The 13,386-nt window shown below is 48.5% G+C and carries 17 protein-coding genes; 11 read left to right on the forward strand and 6 right to left on the reverse strand.

Features of this window, described 5'->3' with window-relative positions; all coding sequences use genetic code 11:
* Nucleotides 1–320 precede the first annotated feature (320 nt).
* The gene (gene thrS, locus LACZS1_RS06995) at nt 321–2,297 is read left to right on the forward strand and encodes a threonine--tRNA ligase (protein ID WP_010487873.1); all 1,977 of its coding nucleotides are present in this window, start codon (nt 321–323) and stop codon (nt 2,295–2,297) included.
* A gap of 102 nt (nt 2,298–2,399) precedes the next feature.
* Here thrS and LACZS1_RS07000 read toward each other — a convergent pair whose 3' ends face one another.
* Nucleotides 2,400–2,969 carry a histidine phosphatase family protein gene (locus LACZS1_RS07000; RefSeq protein ID WP_070650482.1) on the reverse strand — a complete coding sequence of 190 codons (570 nt, stop codon included), beginning with the start codon at nt 2,967–2,969 and terminating at the stop codon, nt 2,400–2,402.
* A gap of 145 nt (nt 2,970–3,114) precedes the next feature.
* Here LACZS1_RS07000 and LACZS1_RS07005 point away from each other — a divergent pair, with 145 nt between their 5' ends.
* From LACZS1_RS07005 to rplT, 5 genes are all read left to right on the forward strand, one after another.
* Nucleotides 3,115–3,507, forward strand: coding sequence for a hypothetical protein (locus LACZS1_RS07005; protein WP_070650481.1), 393 nt, complete (start codon nt 3,115–3,117; stop codon nt 3,505–3,507).
* Nucleotides 3,497–4,192 carry an enhanced serine sensitivity protein SseB C-terminal domain-containing protein gene (locus tag LACZS1_RS07010; RefSeq protein ID WP_049172141.1) on the forward strand — a complete coding sequence of 232 codons (696 nt, stop codon included), beginning with the start codon at nt 3,497–3,499 and terminating at the stop codon, nt 4,190–4,192. The genes LACZS1_RS07005 and LACZS1_RS07010 overlap by 11 nt, the downstream gene beginning before the upstream one ends.
* Nucleotides 4,193–4,389: 197 nt before the next feature.
* Entirely contained in the window at nt 4,390–4,905 is a 516-nt protein-coding gene (gene infC / locus LACZS1_RS07015; protein ID WP_171024638.1) for a translation initiation factor IF-3, read from the forward strand.
* 77 nt (nt 4,906–4,982) lie between these two features.
* Nucleotides 4,983–5,183 (forward strand): 50S ribosomal protein L35, encoded by a 201-nt coding sequence (gene rpmI / locus LACZS1_RS07020; RefSeq protein WP_070650480.1) that lies wholly within the window; start codon nt 4,983–4,985, stop codon nt 5,181–5,183.
* Between the two features lie 34 nt (nt 5,184–5,217).
* Nucleotides 5,218–5,574: a 50S ribosomal protein L20 gene (rplT, locus tag LACZS1_RS07025; RefSeq protein ID WP_025013361.1), complete on the forward strand. Its 357-nt coding sequence runs from the start codon at nt 5,218–5,220 to the stop codon at nt 5,572–5,574.
* A 132-nt stretch (nt 5,575–5,706) separates the two neighbouring features.
* Here the strand turns inward: rplT and LACZS1_RS07030 are convergent, their stop codons facing one another.
* The 5 genes from LACZS1_RS07030 to LACZS1_RS07050 form a co-directional block, all read right to left on the reverse strand.
* Complete coding sequence (locus LACZS1_RS07030) at nt 5,707–6,270, reverse strand: LOG family protein (RefSeq protein WP_070650479.1); 564 nt, start codon at nt 6,268–6,270, stop codon at nt 5,707–5,709.
* 73 nt (nt 6,271–6,343) lie between these two features.
* Nucleotides 6,344–7,312 (reverse strand): NADP-dependent oxidoreductase, encoded by a 969-nt coding sequence (locus LACZS1_RS07035; RefSeq protein WP_070650478.1) that lies wholly within the window; start codon nt 7,310–7,312, stop codon nt 6,344–6,346.
* Between the two features lie 5 nt (nt 7,313–7,317).
* Nucleotides 7,318–7,968 carry an alpha/beta hydrolase gene (locus LACZS1_RS07040; RefSeq protein ID WP_070650477.1) on the reverse strand — a complete coding sequence of 217 codons (651 nt, stop codon included), beginning with the start codon at nt 7,966–7,968 and terminating at the stop codon, nt 7,318–7,320.
* A gap of 15 nt (nt 7,969–7,983) precedes the next feature.
* Complete coding sequence (locus LACZS1_RS07045) at nt 7,984–8,952, reverse strand: ring-cleaving dioxygenase (protein WP_070650476.1); 969 nt, start codon at nt 8,950–8,952, stop codon at nt 7,984–7,986.
* Entirely contained in the window at nt 8,945–9,844 is a 900-nt protein-coding gene (locus tag LACZS1_RS07050) for a VOC family protein (RefSeq protein ID WP_070650475.1), read from the reverse strand. The genes LACZS1_RS07045 and LACZS1_RS07050 overlap by 8 nt, the downstream gene beginning before the upstream one ends.
* A 242-nt stretch (nt 9,845–10,086) precedes the next feature.
* Between LACZS1_RS07050 and LACZS1_RS07055 the strand changes: the two genes are divergently transcribed.
* The 5 genes from LACZS1_RS07055 to yqeK all read left to right on the forward strand — a co-directional run bounded on the left by LACZS1_RS07055 (nt 10,087) and on the right by yqeK (nt 13,384).
* Nucleotides 10,087–10,623, forward strand: coding sequence for a YqeG family HAD IIIA-type phosphatase (locus LACZS1_RS07055; protein ID WP_010487891.1), 537 nt, complete (start codon nt 10,087–10,089; stop codon nt 10,621–10,623).
* Nucleotides 10,604–11,728, forward strand: coding sequence for a ribosome biogenesis GTPase YqeH (gene yqeH, locus LACZS1_RS07060; RefSeq protein ID WP_070650474.1), 1,125 nt, complete (start codon nt 10,604–10,606; stop codon nt 11,726–11,728). The genes LACZS1_RS07055 and yqeH overlap by 20 nt, the downstream gene beginning before the upstream one ends.
* A 93-nt stretch (nt 11,729–11,821) precedes the next feature.
* A complete protein-coding gene (locus LACZS1_RS07065) occupies nt 11,822–12,133 on the forward strand; it encodes a YhbY family RNA-binding protein (protein WP_010487895.1) in 312 nt (103 codons plus the stop codon).
* An 8-nt stretch (nt 12,134–12,141) separates the two neighbouring features.
* Nucleotides 12,142–12,792 carry a nicotinate-nucleotide adenylyltransferase gene (locus tag LACZS1_RS07070; protein ID WP_010487897.1) on the forward strand — a complete coding sequence of 217 codons (651 nt, stop codon included), beginning with the start codon at nt 12,142–12,144 and terminating at the stop codon, nt 12,790–12,792.
* The gene (gene yqeK, locus LACZS1_RS07075) at nt 12,785–13,384 is read left to right on the forward strand and encodes a bis(5'-nucleosyl)-tetraphosphatase (symmetrical) YqeK (RefSeq protein WP_070650473.1); all 600 of its coding nucleotides are present in this window, start codon (nt 12,785–12,787) and stop codon (nt 13,382–13,384) included. Before LACZS1_RS07070 ends, yqeK begins: the two co-directional genes overlap by 8 nt.
* The last annotated feature ends 2 nt before the right edge of the window (nt 13,385–13,386 follow it).

Consider the following 13,386-nt stretch of genomic DNA (forward strand, 5'->3'; position numbering starts at 1 on the left):
CCGCAGCAAGACTGTCGGCAACCTGGGTGGAACCGCGATCACAAATCGTCCCTGATGTCTCTTAGGAGATATTAGGGGCGATTTTTTTGTGAGCGTGAGCCAGCCCGGTTAGAAACCGGAGTGTAAGTGGCCTTGGGCGTGATGGCCGGTCTTTGGCCATTGCGACCAAGGTCCTTACACGCAGGTTTCTGGGCTGGCGAACGCGTTATCGAAAGCGGAAAGCCGCAGTGCCTTGGTCATTGCACCCAAGGTCCTCACACAGGTCTCTGCATCGGTGAACGGATGGTTTCTTCGAAAAAACAACAAGGGAGAGCTTACTTATGGCATTAGATATTACGTTTCCAGATGGCAATGTTAAACAATTTCCAGATGGTACAACGGTGAAAGCTATTACAGAAGGCATCAGTAATAGTTTGGCCAAAAAGGCGGTTGCCGGCAAGTTGGATGGCGAGTTGATCGCCTATGACGAACCGATTGCCCATTCTGGCAAACTGCAGATTATGACTAAAGACGATGCTGAGGGGCTGACGGTTCTCCGGCAAACGGCTGCGTTTGTTTTGGCTGCAGCACTCAAAGCTTTGTATCCTGATATTCATTTTGGGCAGGGTCAAGCGACCGAGGATGGCTTCTATTACGATACCGATCGGGCAGATGGCCAGGTGAGTGTCGATGATTTGCCAACGGTTCAAAAGAAAATGGAAGAAATCATTAAGGCCAACGCTGCTTTGGAACCGGTTGTTCTCAGTCGTGCCGATGCCTTTGCCCGCTTCAAAGATGATCCTTTCAAGAAGCAATTGGTCGAAGCTGCTGGTGATCCGATTAAGGGTTACAAGCTCGGCGACTTTGTTGATTTTGAAGAAAAGGTCCTGCTACCAAGTCTCAAAGATCTGAAGCATTTCAAACTATTATCAGTTGCCGGCGCATACTGGCAAGGCAAGAGCAGCAATCCGATGCTGCAACGGATTTACGGGACGGCTTATTGGAGTGAAAAAGGCCTTGAGGATGATGCTAAACGCCGTCAGGAAGCCGCTGAGCATGATCACCGGGTTATCGGCCGCGACTTGGATCTTTTCTTCGTTGATCCTAAAGTCGGTGCTGGCTTACCTTACTGGATGCCAAACGGGGCAACAATCCGGCGGGTGATCGAACGGTATATTATCGACAAGGAAATCGCAGACGGCTATGAACACGTTTATACGCCGGTGCTAGCCAACCTCGACTTATACAAGACATCCGGTCACTGGGATCACTACCGCGAAGACATGTTCCCGCCAATGGACATGGGCGATGGTGAAATGCTTGAATTGCGGCCGATGAACTGCCCAAGCCACATTCAGATTTACAACCATCATATCCGCTCTTATCGTGAATTACCGCTGCGCATTGCTGAATTGGGCATGATGCACCGCTATGAAAAGTCCGGCGCACTGTCCGGCTTGCAACGTGTGCGGGAAATGACGTTAAATGATGGTCACACCTTTGTTGCCTTGGATCAGGTTCAAGAAGAATTCAAAAAGATTCTGCGCCTGATCATGGACGTTTACGAAGACTTCAACATTACCGATTACAGCTTCCGGCTTTCATACCGTGATCCCAAGAATACCGAAAAGTATTTTGATGACGATGAAATGTGGACCCGCAGCCAGAGCATGCTTAAAGGTGCGATGGATGATCTGCATCTTGATTACTACGAAGCTGAAGGTGAAGCTGCCTTTTATGGGCCAAAGCTGGATATCCAGACCAAGACGGCCTTGGGTAATGACGAAACGATGTCGACCATCCAGTTGGACTTCATGTTGCCAGAACGCTTCAACCTGACCTATGTCGGCAAAGATGGTGAAGAACATCGACCAGTCATGATTCACCGCGGGATTGTCGGCACGATGGAACGGTTCATCGCTTATCTGACCGAAATCTACAAGGGTGCCTTCCCGACCTGGTTAGCCCCGACGCAGGCTGTTTTGATTCCGGTTAACAATGATCTGCACTTAGACTATGTCAACCGCATTAAGCGCCAGATGTTGGCCGCTGGCTTGCGGGTCAAAGTCGATGATCGGAATGAAAAGATGGGCTACAAGATCCGTGAAGCCCAAACCAAGAAGATTCCATATACGGTCGTTGTCGGTGACAAAGAACTCAACGATGCTGCCGTTTCGGTTCGGCGTTACGGCGATGAGCACACCGAAGAAGAAGCCGGTAACATGTTCATTGACGCGATGGTCGCCGAAGTCAAGAACTACAGTCGCGATGGCAAAACCAAGCCCACCGAGGCAAAGAAGGTTTTAGGCGATAAATAGCTTGTTGAAGTGAACAAAGAGGGAACCCTTGGATGAGGCTCCCTTTTGTTTTGCACAAATAGCGTATTGGTCAGGTGCGTAAGATTGAATTGAAGTCGAAAACTATTTTATCGAAATAAATGTTTTGAAATTTTCCGACCAAGAAGCGAGACGGACGATTTGATGATCAGAGACTTCAAGCCGAGTTACGGCTGCATAGGATAAGCTTTTGAAAAAATCAGCACCCTTACCAGGCATTGCAGACTCAATGACACTGCTTATTGCTGTTCCATGGCTGCCTATTGCAACGAATGAAGTAGCTGGCAGACTGAACAGAAAAGAAAGATAATGTTTTTGAACCTGAAGAATGGACTCACCAGGGCTTTTAAAGAATGTCAGGTCACGCCATTGGTGAGCAACATATTCAGAAAAGTCGGATACCCACGAAGGCATTTTTCGCTCGACAAGTCTGTCATCAGTTTGAATAGGTAAATCATGATCGCGCGCGATGGGGACAACTGTATCGACTGCACGTTTAAACGGGCTCGAAAAAATTTTGCTGTAAGGTATCTGCCGTAGATTGTAAGCGAGTTGCTGACTTTTACGATATCCCTTTTGTGTAAGCGGTCGAGAAAAATCATCATGGACTGTCATGTCAGATTCAGCATGTCTGATCAGATCAATTATTGTCATAGATATCCCCTTAATCATTGGCAATCTTCAAGTTAACGCGGTCAATTTGAGATTTGCTTTCAACTTATCACAGAATCTGACTGGTTTCACTTATGTATGATACACTGGACACATTTACGACAAACAGCAAAGAAAGGGTGACTAGGTGGTTATTGCGTTATGGGCTTCATGGCTCGTTTTATTTTTCGTCACAAAAGTTTTGGCAGCCAGCTTGTATTTTGTTGTTCTACTGGTTTACTTGAAGTTGCCGTGGCGGACCCCCAGTCAGCGCGGCCGCTGGCTCATTGCCCATCGTGGTCGCGGTTTGCTGGTGCTGATGGGGATCGTGATGCTTTTAACGGCACTGGCCGCGTATTGCATTGCCAATTGGTGGTTCGGCAAAATTGAATTTCAACCTCAAGGCGTTGCGGTTTTCGGCAGTGTCGGCATCGTTTTATTGTCATGGCTGATCGGCTCACCTAAAAAATTACGGAGTTTTCGCAATAAAATGAACCTCAACCAGCAGCAAAATAAAGGAGAAGATGACGATGACCAATGAGCCACAAGTTCAAAATCCCCAGTTAATTCATCTAATGCGGCTTTTAAGAACGGATCAAAATGATGACACGCAAGCGGCTTTTTATGCTGGCTTGAAAAGTGCTAAGTTTATGTTGCCAGTAGGGACGGCACGCACAGGCGACCCGACTGTGGTGATGCTCACTGATGACAATGGGCATGACTATTTACCGATTTTTACGGATCAGGCAAACTTTGCCAAGAGCCCGGATCACGATCATTTTGCGGTTGCGACGATTGCTGATTGTGCCAATTTCCTATACGAGGATCGCGATATTTTCGGCGTGGTCATCAATCCATATGACGAAAACATGGTATTGTCTCGGGCCAATTTATTTTATGTGGCCAAACCGGATCAGGCTAAACATGGCGAGGCGGTTCGAATTAGCGAGCCACCTCGCGAAACGGCTGATCTTGTTGAGCAGCTGCGGGAATACCTGCCAAAAATGCCAACTGTGCACGCCGCTTATCTGGTTACGATGATGCGTGCGGATGACGCACAGAGTTTGCTACTGGTTGTCGATGCTGACAAAGACGCTGATTTACACGCACTGGTTGGTTTTGCGGAAGCTTATTTACCGGAAACCCAGCAATTTCATGTCAGTCCAACCGATAATGAACTCGGCCGATATGTCAGCGGTGAGTTTTCGCCCTTTTACCAACGATAACATCGATAGCGCCCCTCTTGACGCAGGCAGGTTGCTCCTGTATAGTAGTTGATGTTGAGAAAAAGCAGAAGTTCCCGCTTCTCGCCCACGTCTTTAGACCTCTAGGCTCATTAGTTCGGTATTTAATGAACAGCGGGGGTCTTTGCGGCCACGCTGTTTTTGTTTTTTCTCTGAAATTCACACGGAGGTGAACAACCATAGCAAGAGATCTGATAGTCAATGACAGTATTCGCGCACGTGAAGTTCGATTGATCTCCCAGACCGGTGAACAGCTCGGCGTTAAGAGTACGCGTGACGCCTTGGCCATTGCCGAGGATGCAAACTTAGATGTTGTCTTAGTATCGCCTAATGCCAAGCCACCGGTTGCCCGCATCATGGACTACGGGAAATTCCGATTCGAGCTGCAGAAGAAAGAGCGCGATGCTCGGAAGAAACAAAAGACTGTCACCATTAAGGAAATCCGCTTGAGCCCGACCATTGGTGAAGCAGATTTCAATACCCGGCTTAAGAACGCGACGAAGTTCCTGAAAAAAGGGGACAAGGTCAAAGTGAGCGTTCGATTCCGTGGTCGAGCAATTACGCACAAGGATCTTGGTCGTAAGGTTCTTGAGCAGATGGCGGATGCCGTTAAGGAAATTGCTACTGTTGAAACTCATCCAAAGATGGATGGTCGCAGCATGTTCTTAATGCTTGCACCGCGAGCCGATAAATAATCATCGGCGAATGTTACAAAGGCGTGCACGGCTTTAAGTAGTCGTGCGCGCATTGATGTTTAGAGGAGGAAAAAGACATGCCAAAATTCAAGACCCACCGCGCTTCCGCAAAGCGTTTTAAGAAAACCGCATCAGGTGCCCTTAAGCGCGGTCACGCATACACGTCACACCGTTTCCACGGCAAGACGAAGAAGCAGCGTCGTCAATTGCGTAAGTCAGCATTCGTATCCCACTCAGATATGAAGCGGATCCGCCAGATGCTCAGCCAGATGAAATAATAAGCTATCGGATTTGATTTGAGGAGGAATTCTAATGCCACGTGTTAAAGGTGGAACAGTTACTCGTAAGCGTCGTAAGAAGGTACTGAAGCTCGCTAAGGGTTATCGTGGTGCCAAGCATTTACTGTTTAAGGCAGCAAGTGCCCAGGTCATGGTTTCGTATCGCTATGCATTCCGCGATCGCCGCGCCAAGAAGCGCGATTTCCGGCGTCTTTGGATTGCCCGGATTAACGCAGCTGCACGTATGAATGACATTTCATACAGCAAGTTGATGCACGGCTTGAAACTCGCTAATGTCGACATGAACCGTAAGATGCTCGCTGATCTTGCTGTCAGCGACCCAGACGGCTTCAAGGCTTTGGCGGATACCGCTAAAAAGGCTTTGGCTTAATCAGCATGTAACCTGTTGACTGGCGTAGGTTTCAGTTGCGTCAGTTTACGCTTACATATAAAAAGACACGTCATTCCATTCGCTTTGAATGAAACGGCGTGTTTTTTTATGAGTCATCTACCAGCTTGACGGTTAATGATACTGGCGCACCCCAAGCGGTTGGTAATTAGCGATGAACGTGCTGATTTCCTGCAGATCGGATGAAAACAACAGGTTGTCAAATGCATCCTGGTCGAAGAATCCTTGAGCTACAGCGGTTTGGTACATCTGATGCAGCGGCTCGTAATAACCATTTTGATTAAATAAAATGGTGGGGCTGGCGTTTAATCCGATCCGGGAAAAAGAAATGGCTTCCGTAATTTCTTCTAATGTTCCCGGGCCGCCAGGTAAGGCGATATCGACATCGGCCAGTTCAATCATTCGAGCCTTACGGGTGCCCATATCCGCGACAACTTCCAAATCCGTCAGGTCAGGCATTGCCAGACCGCGATCTGCTAACACCTGAGGCATGACGCCAATGACTTTGCCACCATGTTGAAGCGTACTGCCGGCAACCGCACCCATTAAGCCTAGCTTGCCGCCGCCGTAGATTAAAGTATCACCACGCTCGGCAATCCAGGCACCGACCTGTGTAGCTGCCTGAAGAAATGCATGATTAACGCCATGATTGGCACCGCAATAGATTGCAATTTTCATATCTTTCCGCCTTTCCGTGCATGTTGTTATCATACGGCGGGAAAAGGCGGGTCGCAAGCTATTTTCCATGGTGTTACAGGTGATTAACCTCTTTGCGAATCGGGTGGATGACATGCCGATCCTGCATGACGACTAACTTGCCTGGCGCGTGATGGGTTTCTAACATTTCGTGACCGGCAATCACACCGTCAACACTAAATGGGAAAGCTTGGGCGACACGAACCTGTAATCCCCATTTTTGTGCGACATCCGTGAGATAGGCAAAGCCATCATGTACCGAGTAGTCCTTCGACGGATTTAACTGCAAATGGGTCACGTCTGGTTTGCTGCTGAGATCAACATCGGCATAGGCGGTTGTGACATACTGACCGTTTGGCTTAACGAGTTTTAATGCAGCGCCATGATCGGCAGCACCAAACACGGCATTGACCACAGCATCGGCTGCATCTTCCGGCAAATCGTCGGTATAGCTGAAGATTTGATCGGCACCTAACTGCCGCAGATACTCGCGATGCTGCTCACCAGCCACGGCAATGACGTGTAGCTTTTCAAACTTGGCAATCTGCACCAAGATGGCGCCGACACCACCGCTGGCACCGACAACAGCCAGTGTTTCTCCGGATTGAAGATTCAACATATAGTGAAGAATGTTAAAAGCTGCCAAGCCAACTTGTGGTAACGCCGCGGCATCTAAAAAGCTTAGCGCAGTCGGCTTTTTGTAAACTTTGGAGGTCGAGGCCGTTACAAATTCACTATAGCCGCCGATCGGACGATAATTCAAAACGACATCGCCAACCGCAAAATCAGTGACGCCTTCACCTAGCTCGGTAATGCGGCCGACCACATCCGTCCCTGGTACCACGGGGAACTTAACTTTTCGAAACGCTGCCTGTTCACCGCGGCGCAGCGAAGCATCATAAGGGTTCAGACCAAAACCCAAGACTTGCAGCTGCACTTGTCCGGCTTTTGGCTCCGGGACCGGTGCTTCAATACTTTTAAAAACACTTGGTTTGCCATATTCCTCAAACCCAAAACGTTGCATAGGATTCACCTCCGTTGCCAATCCTGCAGTCGGCCACTATTCGCCAACCAGGATTTGGCATTTGCCAATTCAGCTTCATTTAAATTGTGGCTTTGCCCGTGCCGGAAAATCGTCACGTCCGCCCCTTGCTCTTTGAGGTAAGTGGTCAATACCTTAAAGTTCTGGGCCGGCACGATCGGATCCTGATCGCCATGGGACATCCAGACTTTGACATCACTTAGATCTTGTAGATCTTGCTGGGAATCAACCGTCGAAAGTGCCATCGGGTGGAAAAAGATGCCGGTGTGAAAAGTATCGCGCCGCGTCAACAATGCGCGTGCGGCAACATTGGCGCCGTTTGAATAGCCAACGACCACAAAGCGGTTATAGTCAATGTTGAACTTCTGGCAAAGCTTGTTTAAAACCGAAAAAAGCCAAGTGGTTTCCTGCTCAAGATTGGCCAAATCAAAGCCGCCATTTTCCGAATGCCGAAAATAACGATTCATTCCTTGTTCCTGTATGCGTCCGCGAATCGACAGCATGGGACTGTTGGGGGACAGGTATTTGCCAATCGGCAGTAAATCATTTTCATTGCCGCCTTGGCCGTGTAGCAATAACAAAGGGGAGACGGTGGGGTCACCTTTTACAAAAGTATAATTGACGTTTTCTTCAGCCATAACTACCTCCACAAATTAACGACCGCGCCAATCGGTTTTGACTGGCGTGAGCTGCTTTTCGATTTCATCACGCTTGCTTTCCAAGAATGGCGGCAACTCAAGGTGGATGCCGGCTTCATCATAAGTTTCGTCTTGTAAGAAGCCTGGTCCGGTTGTTGCGATTTCAAAAAGAATTTGCGGTGCTGCCCGGAAGTACTCGGATTTAAAGTAGAAGCGATCCACGTAACCGGATTGCGGCAGGCGATATTGCTTGATGCGATCAATCCACGTGCCTAATGTTTCGCGGGTGTCAGTTGAAAAGGCCGCATGATGAATGTTGCCAAAGCCTTCAACTGCAATCGGCAGATCTTCGCGGTGTTCCAGAATGACCTGCGCACCATGACCGCCTTCACCCACTTCGTAAAGTGACCAGTTGCCGTCTTCGGCGATCTTGGTATAACCCATAATTTCCGTTAGCACATATTGCATATGGCCGAGGTTGAAAATGGTAACCGTGACCGGCCCAAGACCGGTGATGGCAAATTCTTCCGGCACGTCATTATGTTTCCACGGGGTGCCGCCTGCGACCCCGTGATTGTGTTCATCGGAGATAAGCTGAAACTGCTGATCATCCTGATCGTGAAAATTAATAATTTTGGCATCAAACTGCGTGCTGATGCCATCGTTTGCGACCCCTTTTTCCGCAAATCGCTTGAGCCAGTAATCTAAGGCAGCATCACTTGGTACTCGGAAGCTGGCCCGGGAAATCATATTGGTGCCTTTTTTGCCTTTTTCCTGATTAGGAAACGTGAAGAAGGTCATGTCAGTGCCGGCAGTGCCTTGGTCATCGGTAAAATAGAAGTGATAGGTGTCTAAAGCATCCTGATTCACCGTTTTCTTAATCAAGTGCAGGCCTAACGTTTTGCTCATGAAATCAAAAATGGCTTGAGGATCACTTGCCATGGCGGTGACGTGGTTCATGCCGAGTAACGGATGTTCAATCATGGAAATCCACTCCTTTGGTTTTAAAATAACTTTCAATGGTCGCCCGCCGCGCTTCGAACTTTGGCGGCAGGCCCAGTCTCTCACCTAAATGCTCAAGCGGCTCGTCTAACGTAAAGCCGGGTGCCTGGGTGGCGAATTCAATGCGGTTGTCCGCCGGGTCACGAACATAAAGACTTTTAAACCAGCCGCGATCAGCAAACTCTTCAACTTCATAACCATGTTGTGCGGCAATGGTTCCCAGCCGCGGCAACGCTTCTTCATGATCGACGGTCAAAGCAAAATGATCCATGCTGCCACGGCCAAACCGTTTGACATCGTGAGTCAGGCTCGGTTTTAGTGTCAAAGTGTTGCCCGCTGCCAGCTTAAACTGTTCGTGTTCGGCGGTTTGGCCTAGCATCGCGTCGAAGAAGGCTTTCTCGGCTTCGTGGTCAGCAACGGGGATGTCAACATTGATGAGGCCGGTGATCTGCCGATTGCCGGGGATGTCGTTAGGAACCGTTAAATGATCTGGCAAAGTCTTCTGGAAGGTAATTAGCCGAACCGGCGTATCAGAAGGATCAACCAACGTAAGACGATCCGCAGCTTCCGAAATCACACAGCCGGCCTGCTGCAGCCGTTCAAACCAAAAAGGCAAAGAATCACTCGGGATCGCCAAATCAATTCCACCTAATTGATTGCGTCCATCATAACGGTGGCCAAGCCGGTCAATGACGAAAAAAGTCACGACACTGCCAGGCGTTCCTTGATAATCACCGAAAAACAGATGCCGGACGTGAATATTTTCCTGATTAACCGTATTTTTGACCAACCGCAGTCCTAAAACATTTGTATAAAAGTGAATGGTCGCGGTTGCGTCGCCAGTTAAAAGCGAGACATGATGCAAACGGGTCATGGTGATGCCTCCTATTTTCGAAACACTTACTAAAAATAAGTATAACAGGCTTAATAACGGAATGCGAGCGTTTGATTTCAAATTCATCGTACCTTGTTTGCAACAATAAGGCGATTATTTCGTCTTTTTAAAATAGCGTTTTCATTCCGGATGCGTTGTCGTATTAGGCAAACGGCCTCGCGCTTAGGCATCTTTTCCGCTATAATATAAGGATATGAACAACCGGAGAGGGGACAAGATTTGTGGCAGTTTTTGAGCCGACTTGGCTGGTAACGAATATCTTCAGTCTGACGCCTGCCAGTCTGAAACAGCAAGGCATTAAAGCCGTGTTGACGGATCTTGATAATACGTTGATGGCTTGGGATCATCCGGAAGGTACGGCTAAACTGACTCGCTGGCTTTCAGATCTGAAAAAAGGTGGCATTCAAGTGGTTGTCGTCTCAAATAACAACGCTAATCGTATCCACAAGGCAATGGCCAAGCTTCAGGTCGCGTATGTGGCGCGGGCATTGAAGCCGTTGCCGCTGGGGATTACCAAAGCACGTAAGGAATTAGACTTGAAACGTTCGGAAGTGGTAATGGTCGGGGATCAGCTCCTGACTGATATCTGGGCTGGCAACCTTGCCGGCGTGCGCACGATCCTCACGCAGCCACTGGTCGAAAGTGATGCGTGGAATACGCGGATCAATCGTTTTTTTGAAGGCTTCGTTTTTAAAGCACTTGCGAAAAAACGGCAGCTGAATTATCAGGAGGACATTCATGGACACCATCAAAAATGATGAAGAGCGCCGCTGCATAGGCTGTGGCGCTATTTTACAGACAACGGATCCAAAACAACCCGGATACTTGCCTGCCGCTACTTTAGCTAAAGCTGACACTGAAGACGATATTTATTGTCAACGGTGTTTTCGGTTGCGGCATTATAACGAAATTGCGCCAGTCACGTTGACGGATGACGACTTTTTACGTTTGTTGAACGCCATTGGTGAGAGTAACGCGCTAATTGTGAATGTGATTGATATTTTCGATTTTAATGGCAGTGTGATTCCCGGATTACATCGATTTGTCGGCGATAATCCGGTCATTTTGGTGGGCAATAAAGCCGATGTCCTGCCCAAATCACTGAATCCGAACAGGTTAAAAAATTGGTTACAGCAACAAGCCAAAGCACAGGGGTTGCGCCCGGTTGCGACGATGTTAGCTAGTGCAAAAAAAGGATTTGGCGTTGATGAACTTTTGTCAGCCATTGAAAAATATCGGGAACATCGCGATGTCTACGTTGTCGGGGTCACGAACACCGGTAAATCGACGCTAATTAACCGAATTATTAAGGAATTAACGGGTGTCGAGAACCTGATCACCACTTCGCGTTTTCCAGGCACAACGCTGGATCGGATTATGATTCCGCTGGATGACGGCCAGTCGCTGATTGATACACCAGGTATTATTCATCGGCATCAGATGGCACATTTTGTGGGACCTAAGGATTTAAAACTGGTATCCCCGACATCGGTGATCAAGCCGGCCACCTATCAGTTAAACGAAGGACAAACAATTTTTCTTGGCGGATTGGCGCGATTCGACTATCTTCGCGGCGGCCGTCAGTCGTTCGTGATCTACACGGATAATCAATTGCCGTTGCACCGCACCAAGCTGGTCAACGCTGATGATTTTTATCATAAACATGTTGGTGGTCTGCTTGCACCACCGCAAGCCGATGAAGTGGCCCAATTTCCGCCATTGGTACGGTTTGAATTCACCCCAAAGGAAAAGTCGGATCTCGTTTTTGCCGGTCTTGGCTGGATTACCGTGCCGGCTGGCGTTACGATCGCCGGCTATGCGCCTAAAGGTGTGGACGTTCTATTGCGAAAAGCATTTATTTAAGTTTGATTGCGACCGCAACGACCGCAACGATGTGACTGGCCGCAGTTGAGTCAAAGTTGACGAAAGTGTCATCAGAGGAGTTGTTTTAAAAATATGTTAACTGGTAAACAGAAACGCTATTTACGGAGCCTGGCGATGACGACCAAACCCTTGATTCAAGTTGGTAAAAATGGCCTTGGTGATGCGTTTGTCGCTGGTGTCAAAGATGCGTTGGAAACACGAGAATTGGTAAAAATCAGTTTGCTGCCAACCGCCGATGATACCCCGCGGGAAGTTGCCGACACTTTACAGGCCGCGATTACCGGCTTGGAAGTGGCCCAGATTATCGGCCGCACGGTGATTGTCTACAAAGAAGCAACCAAAACCGAGCATCGCCGAATTAGTCTTGAAGTGAACGCACGGTAGGGATTGCGATGGAAAAGACGCAGAGTGTCACCTTAACTCAGCCAGTCATCTCAGTGGCGATGCGCGAACAGATTCTAGGTGTGCATCGTCGCAAGCAGGTGGGACTGTTTGGCGGAACCTTTAATCCAATTCACAATGGCCATTTAATTATGGCGGAGGCAGCGGGTACCGAACTCGGCTTGGAAAAAGTTTATTTCATGCCGGATAATCAGCCGCCGCACGTCGATACTAAAACCGCAATTTCGGCAAGGCACCGGGTGAACATGGTACAATTGGCCATTGCCGACAATCCGCTTTTTGGATTGGAAGGCATTGAAATTCGCCGAGGCGGTATTAGTTATACCTATCAAACCATGCAGGAATTACGCCGCCTGCATCCGGATACCGACTATTACTTCATCATCGGCGCTGACATGGTCGATTATTTACCCAAATGGGCTCATATTGATGAACTGGTCAAACTTGTGACTTTCGTGGGCGTTAAGCGCCGCGGTTATACACCGGCCAGTCGCTATCCGATTTTATGGGTCGATGCCCCGCTAATCGATATCAGTTCGACCGCGGTGCGTGAACGGGTGCAAAATGGCCGCAGCCTGCGTTATTTGGTACCAGACCCAGTTATTGACTATATTCAAAAAGAGGGATTATATCGTGAATGAACATCAGTACCCTGACAGCTTGACACACGGCTTAAGCCGCCAAGAAATCTTAAATCGCTTACGCAATCGCCTGGACGAACCGCGTTATGAGCATTGCCTGCGCGTGGAACAAACGGCTATTGAACTAGCCAAGCGGTTTGATCAAGACGTTGATCGCGCCGGTTTGGCTGGCTTATTGCATGATTATGGCAAAGAAATCCCGGTTGAAACCTACAAACGGGTGATTGTCGAAGATGGCTTTGATCCTAGTTTATTGCAATATGGCCGAGGCGTCTGGCACGGGGTCGTCGGCGTTCATTTTATCCAAACCGAAGTCGGGATTACGGATAAGCAGGTTTTGACCGCGATCGCGCGGCATACAACCGGAGATCCGGAAATGACGCCATTAGATGAATGTATCTTTGTCGGCGATTTTATTGAGCCGCAACGGGCTTTGCCTGTCGAAGCCAAGGCGCGCAAGGCTGCCGAAACGAATCTGGAAGAGGCCAGCCGTATCGAACTGGAAAATACGTTGATGTATCTGATCGGCGCGCGCAAGTTGGTCTTTCCTAAAACACTGTTAACTTATAACGCATTTTTATCAAAGGAGTAGTT

The organism is Lacticaseibacillus zeae subsp. silagei (genome assembly GCF_030770335.1).
Classification (GTDB): domain Bacteria; phylum Bacillota; class Bacilli; order Lactobacillales; family Lactobacillaceae; genus Lacticaseibacillus; species Lacticaseibacillus zeae.

Bases quoted from the DNA above. Each gene is read 5' to 3' on its own strand.
- LACZS1_RS07000 (WP_070650482.1), bottom strand. From the start codon at position 2,969: ATGACAATAATTGATCTGATCAGACATGCTGAATCTGACATGACAGTC.
- LACZS1_RS07045 (WP_070650476.1), bottom strand. From the start codon at position 8,952: ATGATTGAACATCCGTTACTCGGCATGAACCACGTCACCGCCATGGCA.
- LACZS1_RS07070 (WP_010487897.1), top strand. From the start codon at position 12,142: ATGGAAAAGACGCAGAGTGTCACCTTAACTCAGCCAGTCATCTCAGTG.
- LACZS1_RS07040 (WP_070650477.1), bottom strand. From the start codon at position 7,968: ATGGCTGAAGAAAACGTCAATTATACTTTTGTAAAAGGTGACCCCACC.
- yqeH (WP_070650474.1), top strand. From the start codon at position 10,604: ATGGACACCATCAAAAATGATGAAGAGCGCCGCTGCATAGGCTGTGGC.
- LACZS1_RS07050 (WP_070650475.1), bottom strand. From the start codon at position 9,844: ATGACCCGTTTGCATCATGTCTCGCTTTTAACTGGCGACGCAACCGCG.
- thrS (WP_010487873.1), top strand. From the start codon at position 321: ATGGCATTAGATATTACGTTTCCAGATGGCAATGTTAAACAATTTCCA.
- LACZS1_RS07030 (WP_070650479.1), bottom strand. From the start codon at position 6,270: ATGAAAATTGCAATCTATTGCGGTGCCAATCATGGCGTTAATCATGCA.
- LACZS1_RS07065 (WP_010487895.1), top strand. From the start codon at position 11,822: ATGTTAACTGGTAAACAGAAACGCTATTTACGGAGCCTGGCGATGACG.
- LACZS1_RS07035 (WP_070650478.1), bottom strand. From the start codon at position 7,312: ATGCAACGTTTTGGGTTTGAGGAATATGGCAAACCAAGTGTTTTTAAA.
- rplT (WP_025013361.1), top strand. From the start codon at position 5,218: ATGCCACGTGTTAAAGGTGGAACAGTTACTCGTAAGCGTCGTAAGAAG.
- LACZS1_RS07010 (WP_049172141.1), top strand. From the start codon at position 3,497: ATGACCAATGAGCCACAAGTTCAAAATCCCCAGTTAATTCATCTAATG.
- rpmI (WP_070650480.1), top strand. From the start codon at position 4,983: ATGCCAAAATTCAAGACCCACCGCGCTTCCGCAAAGCGTTTTAAGAAA.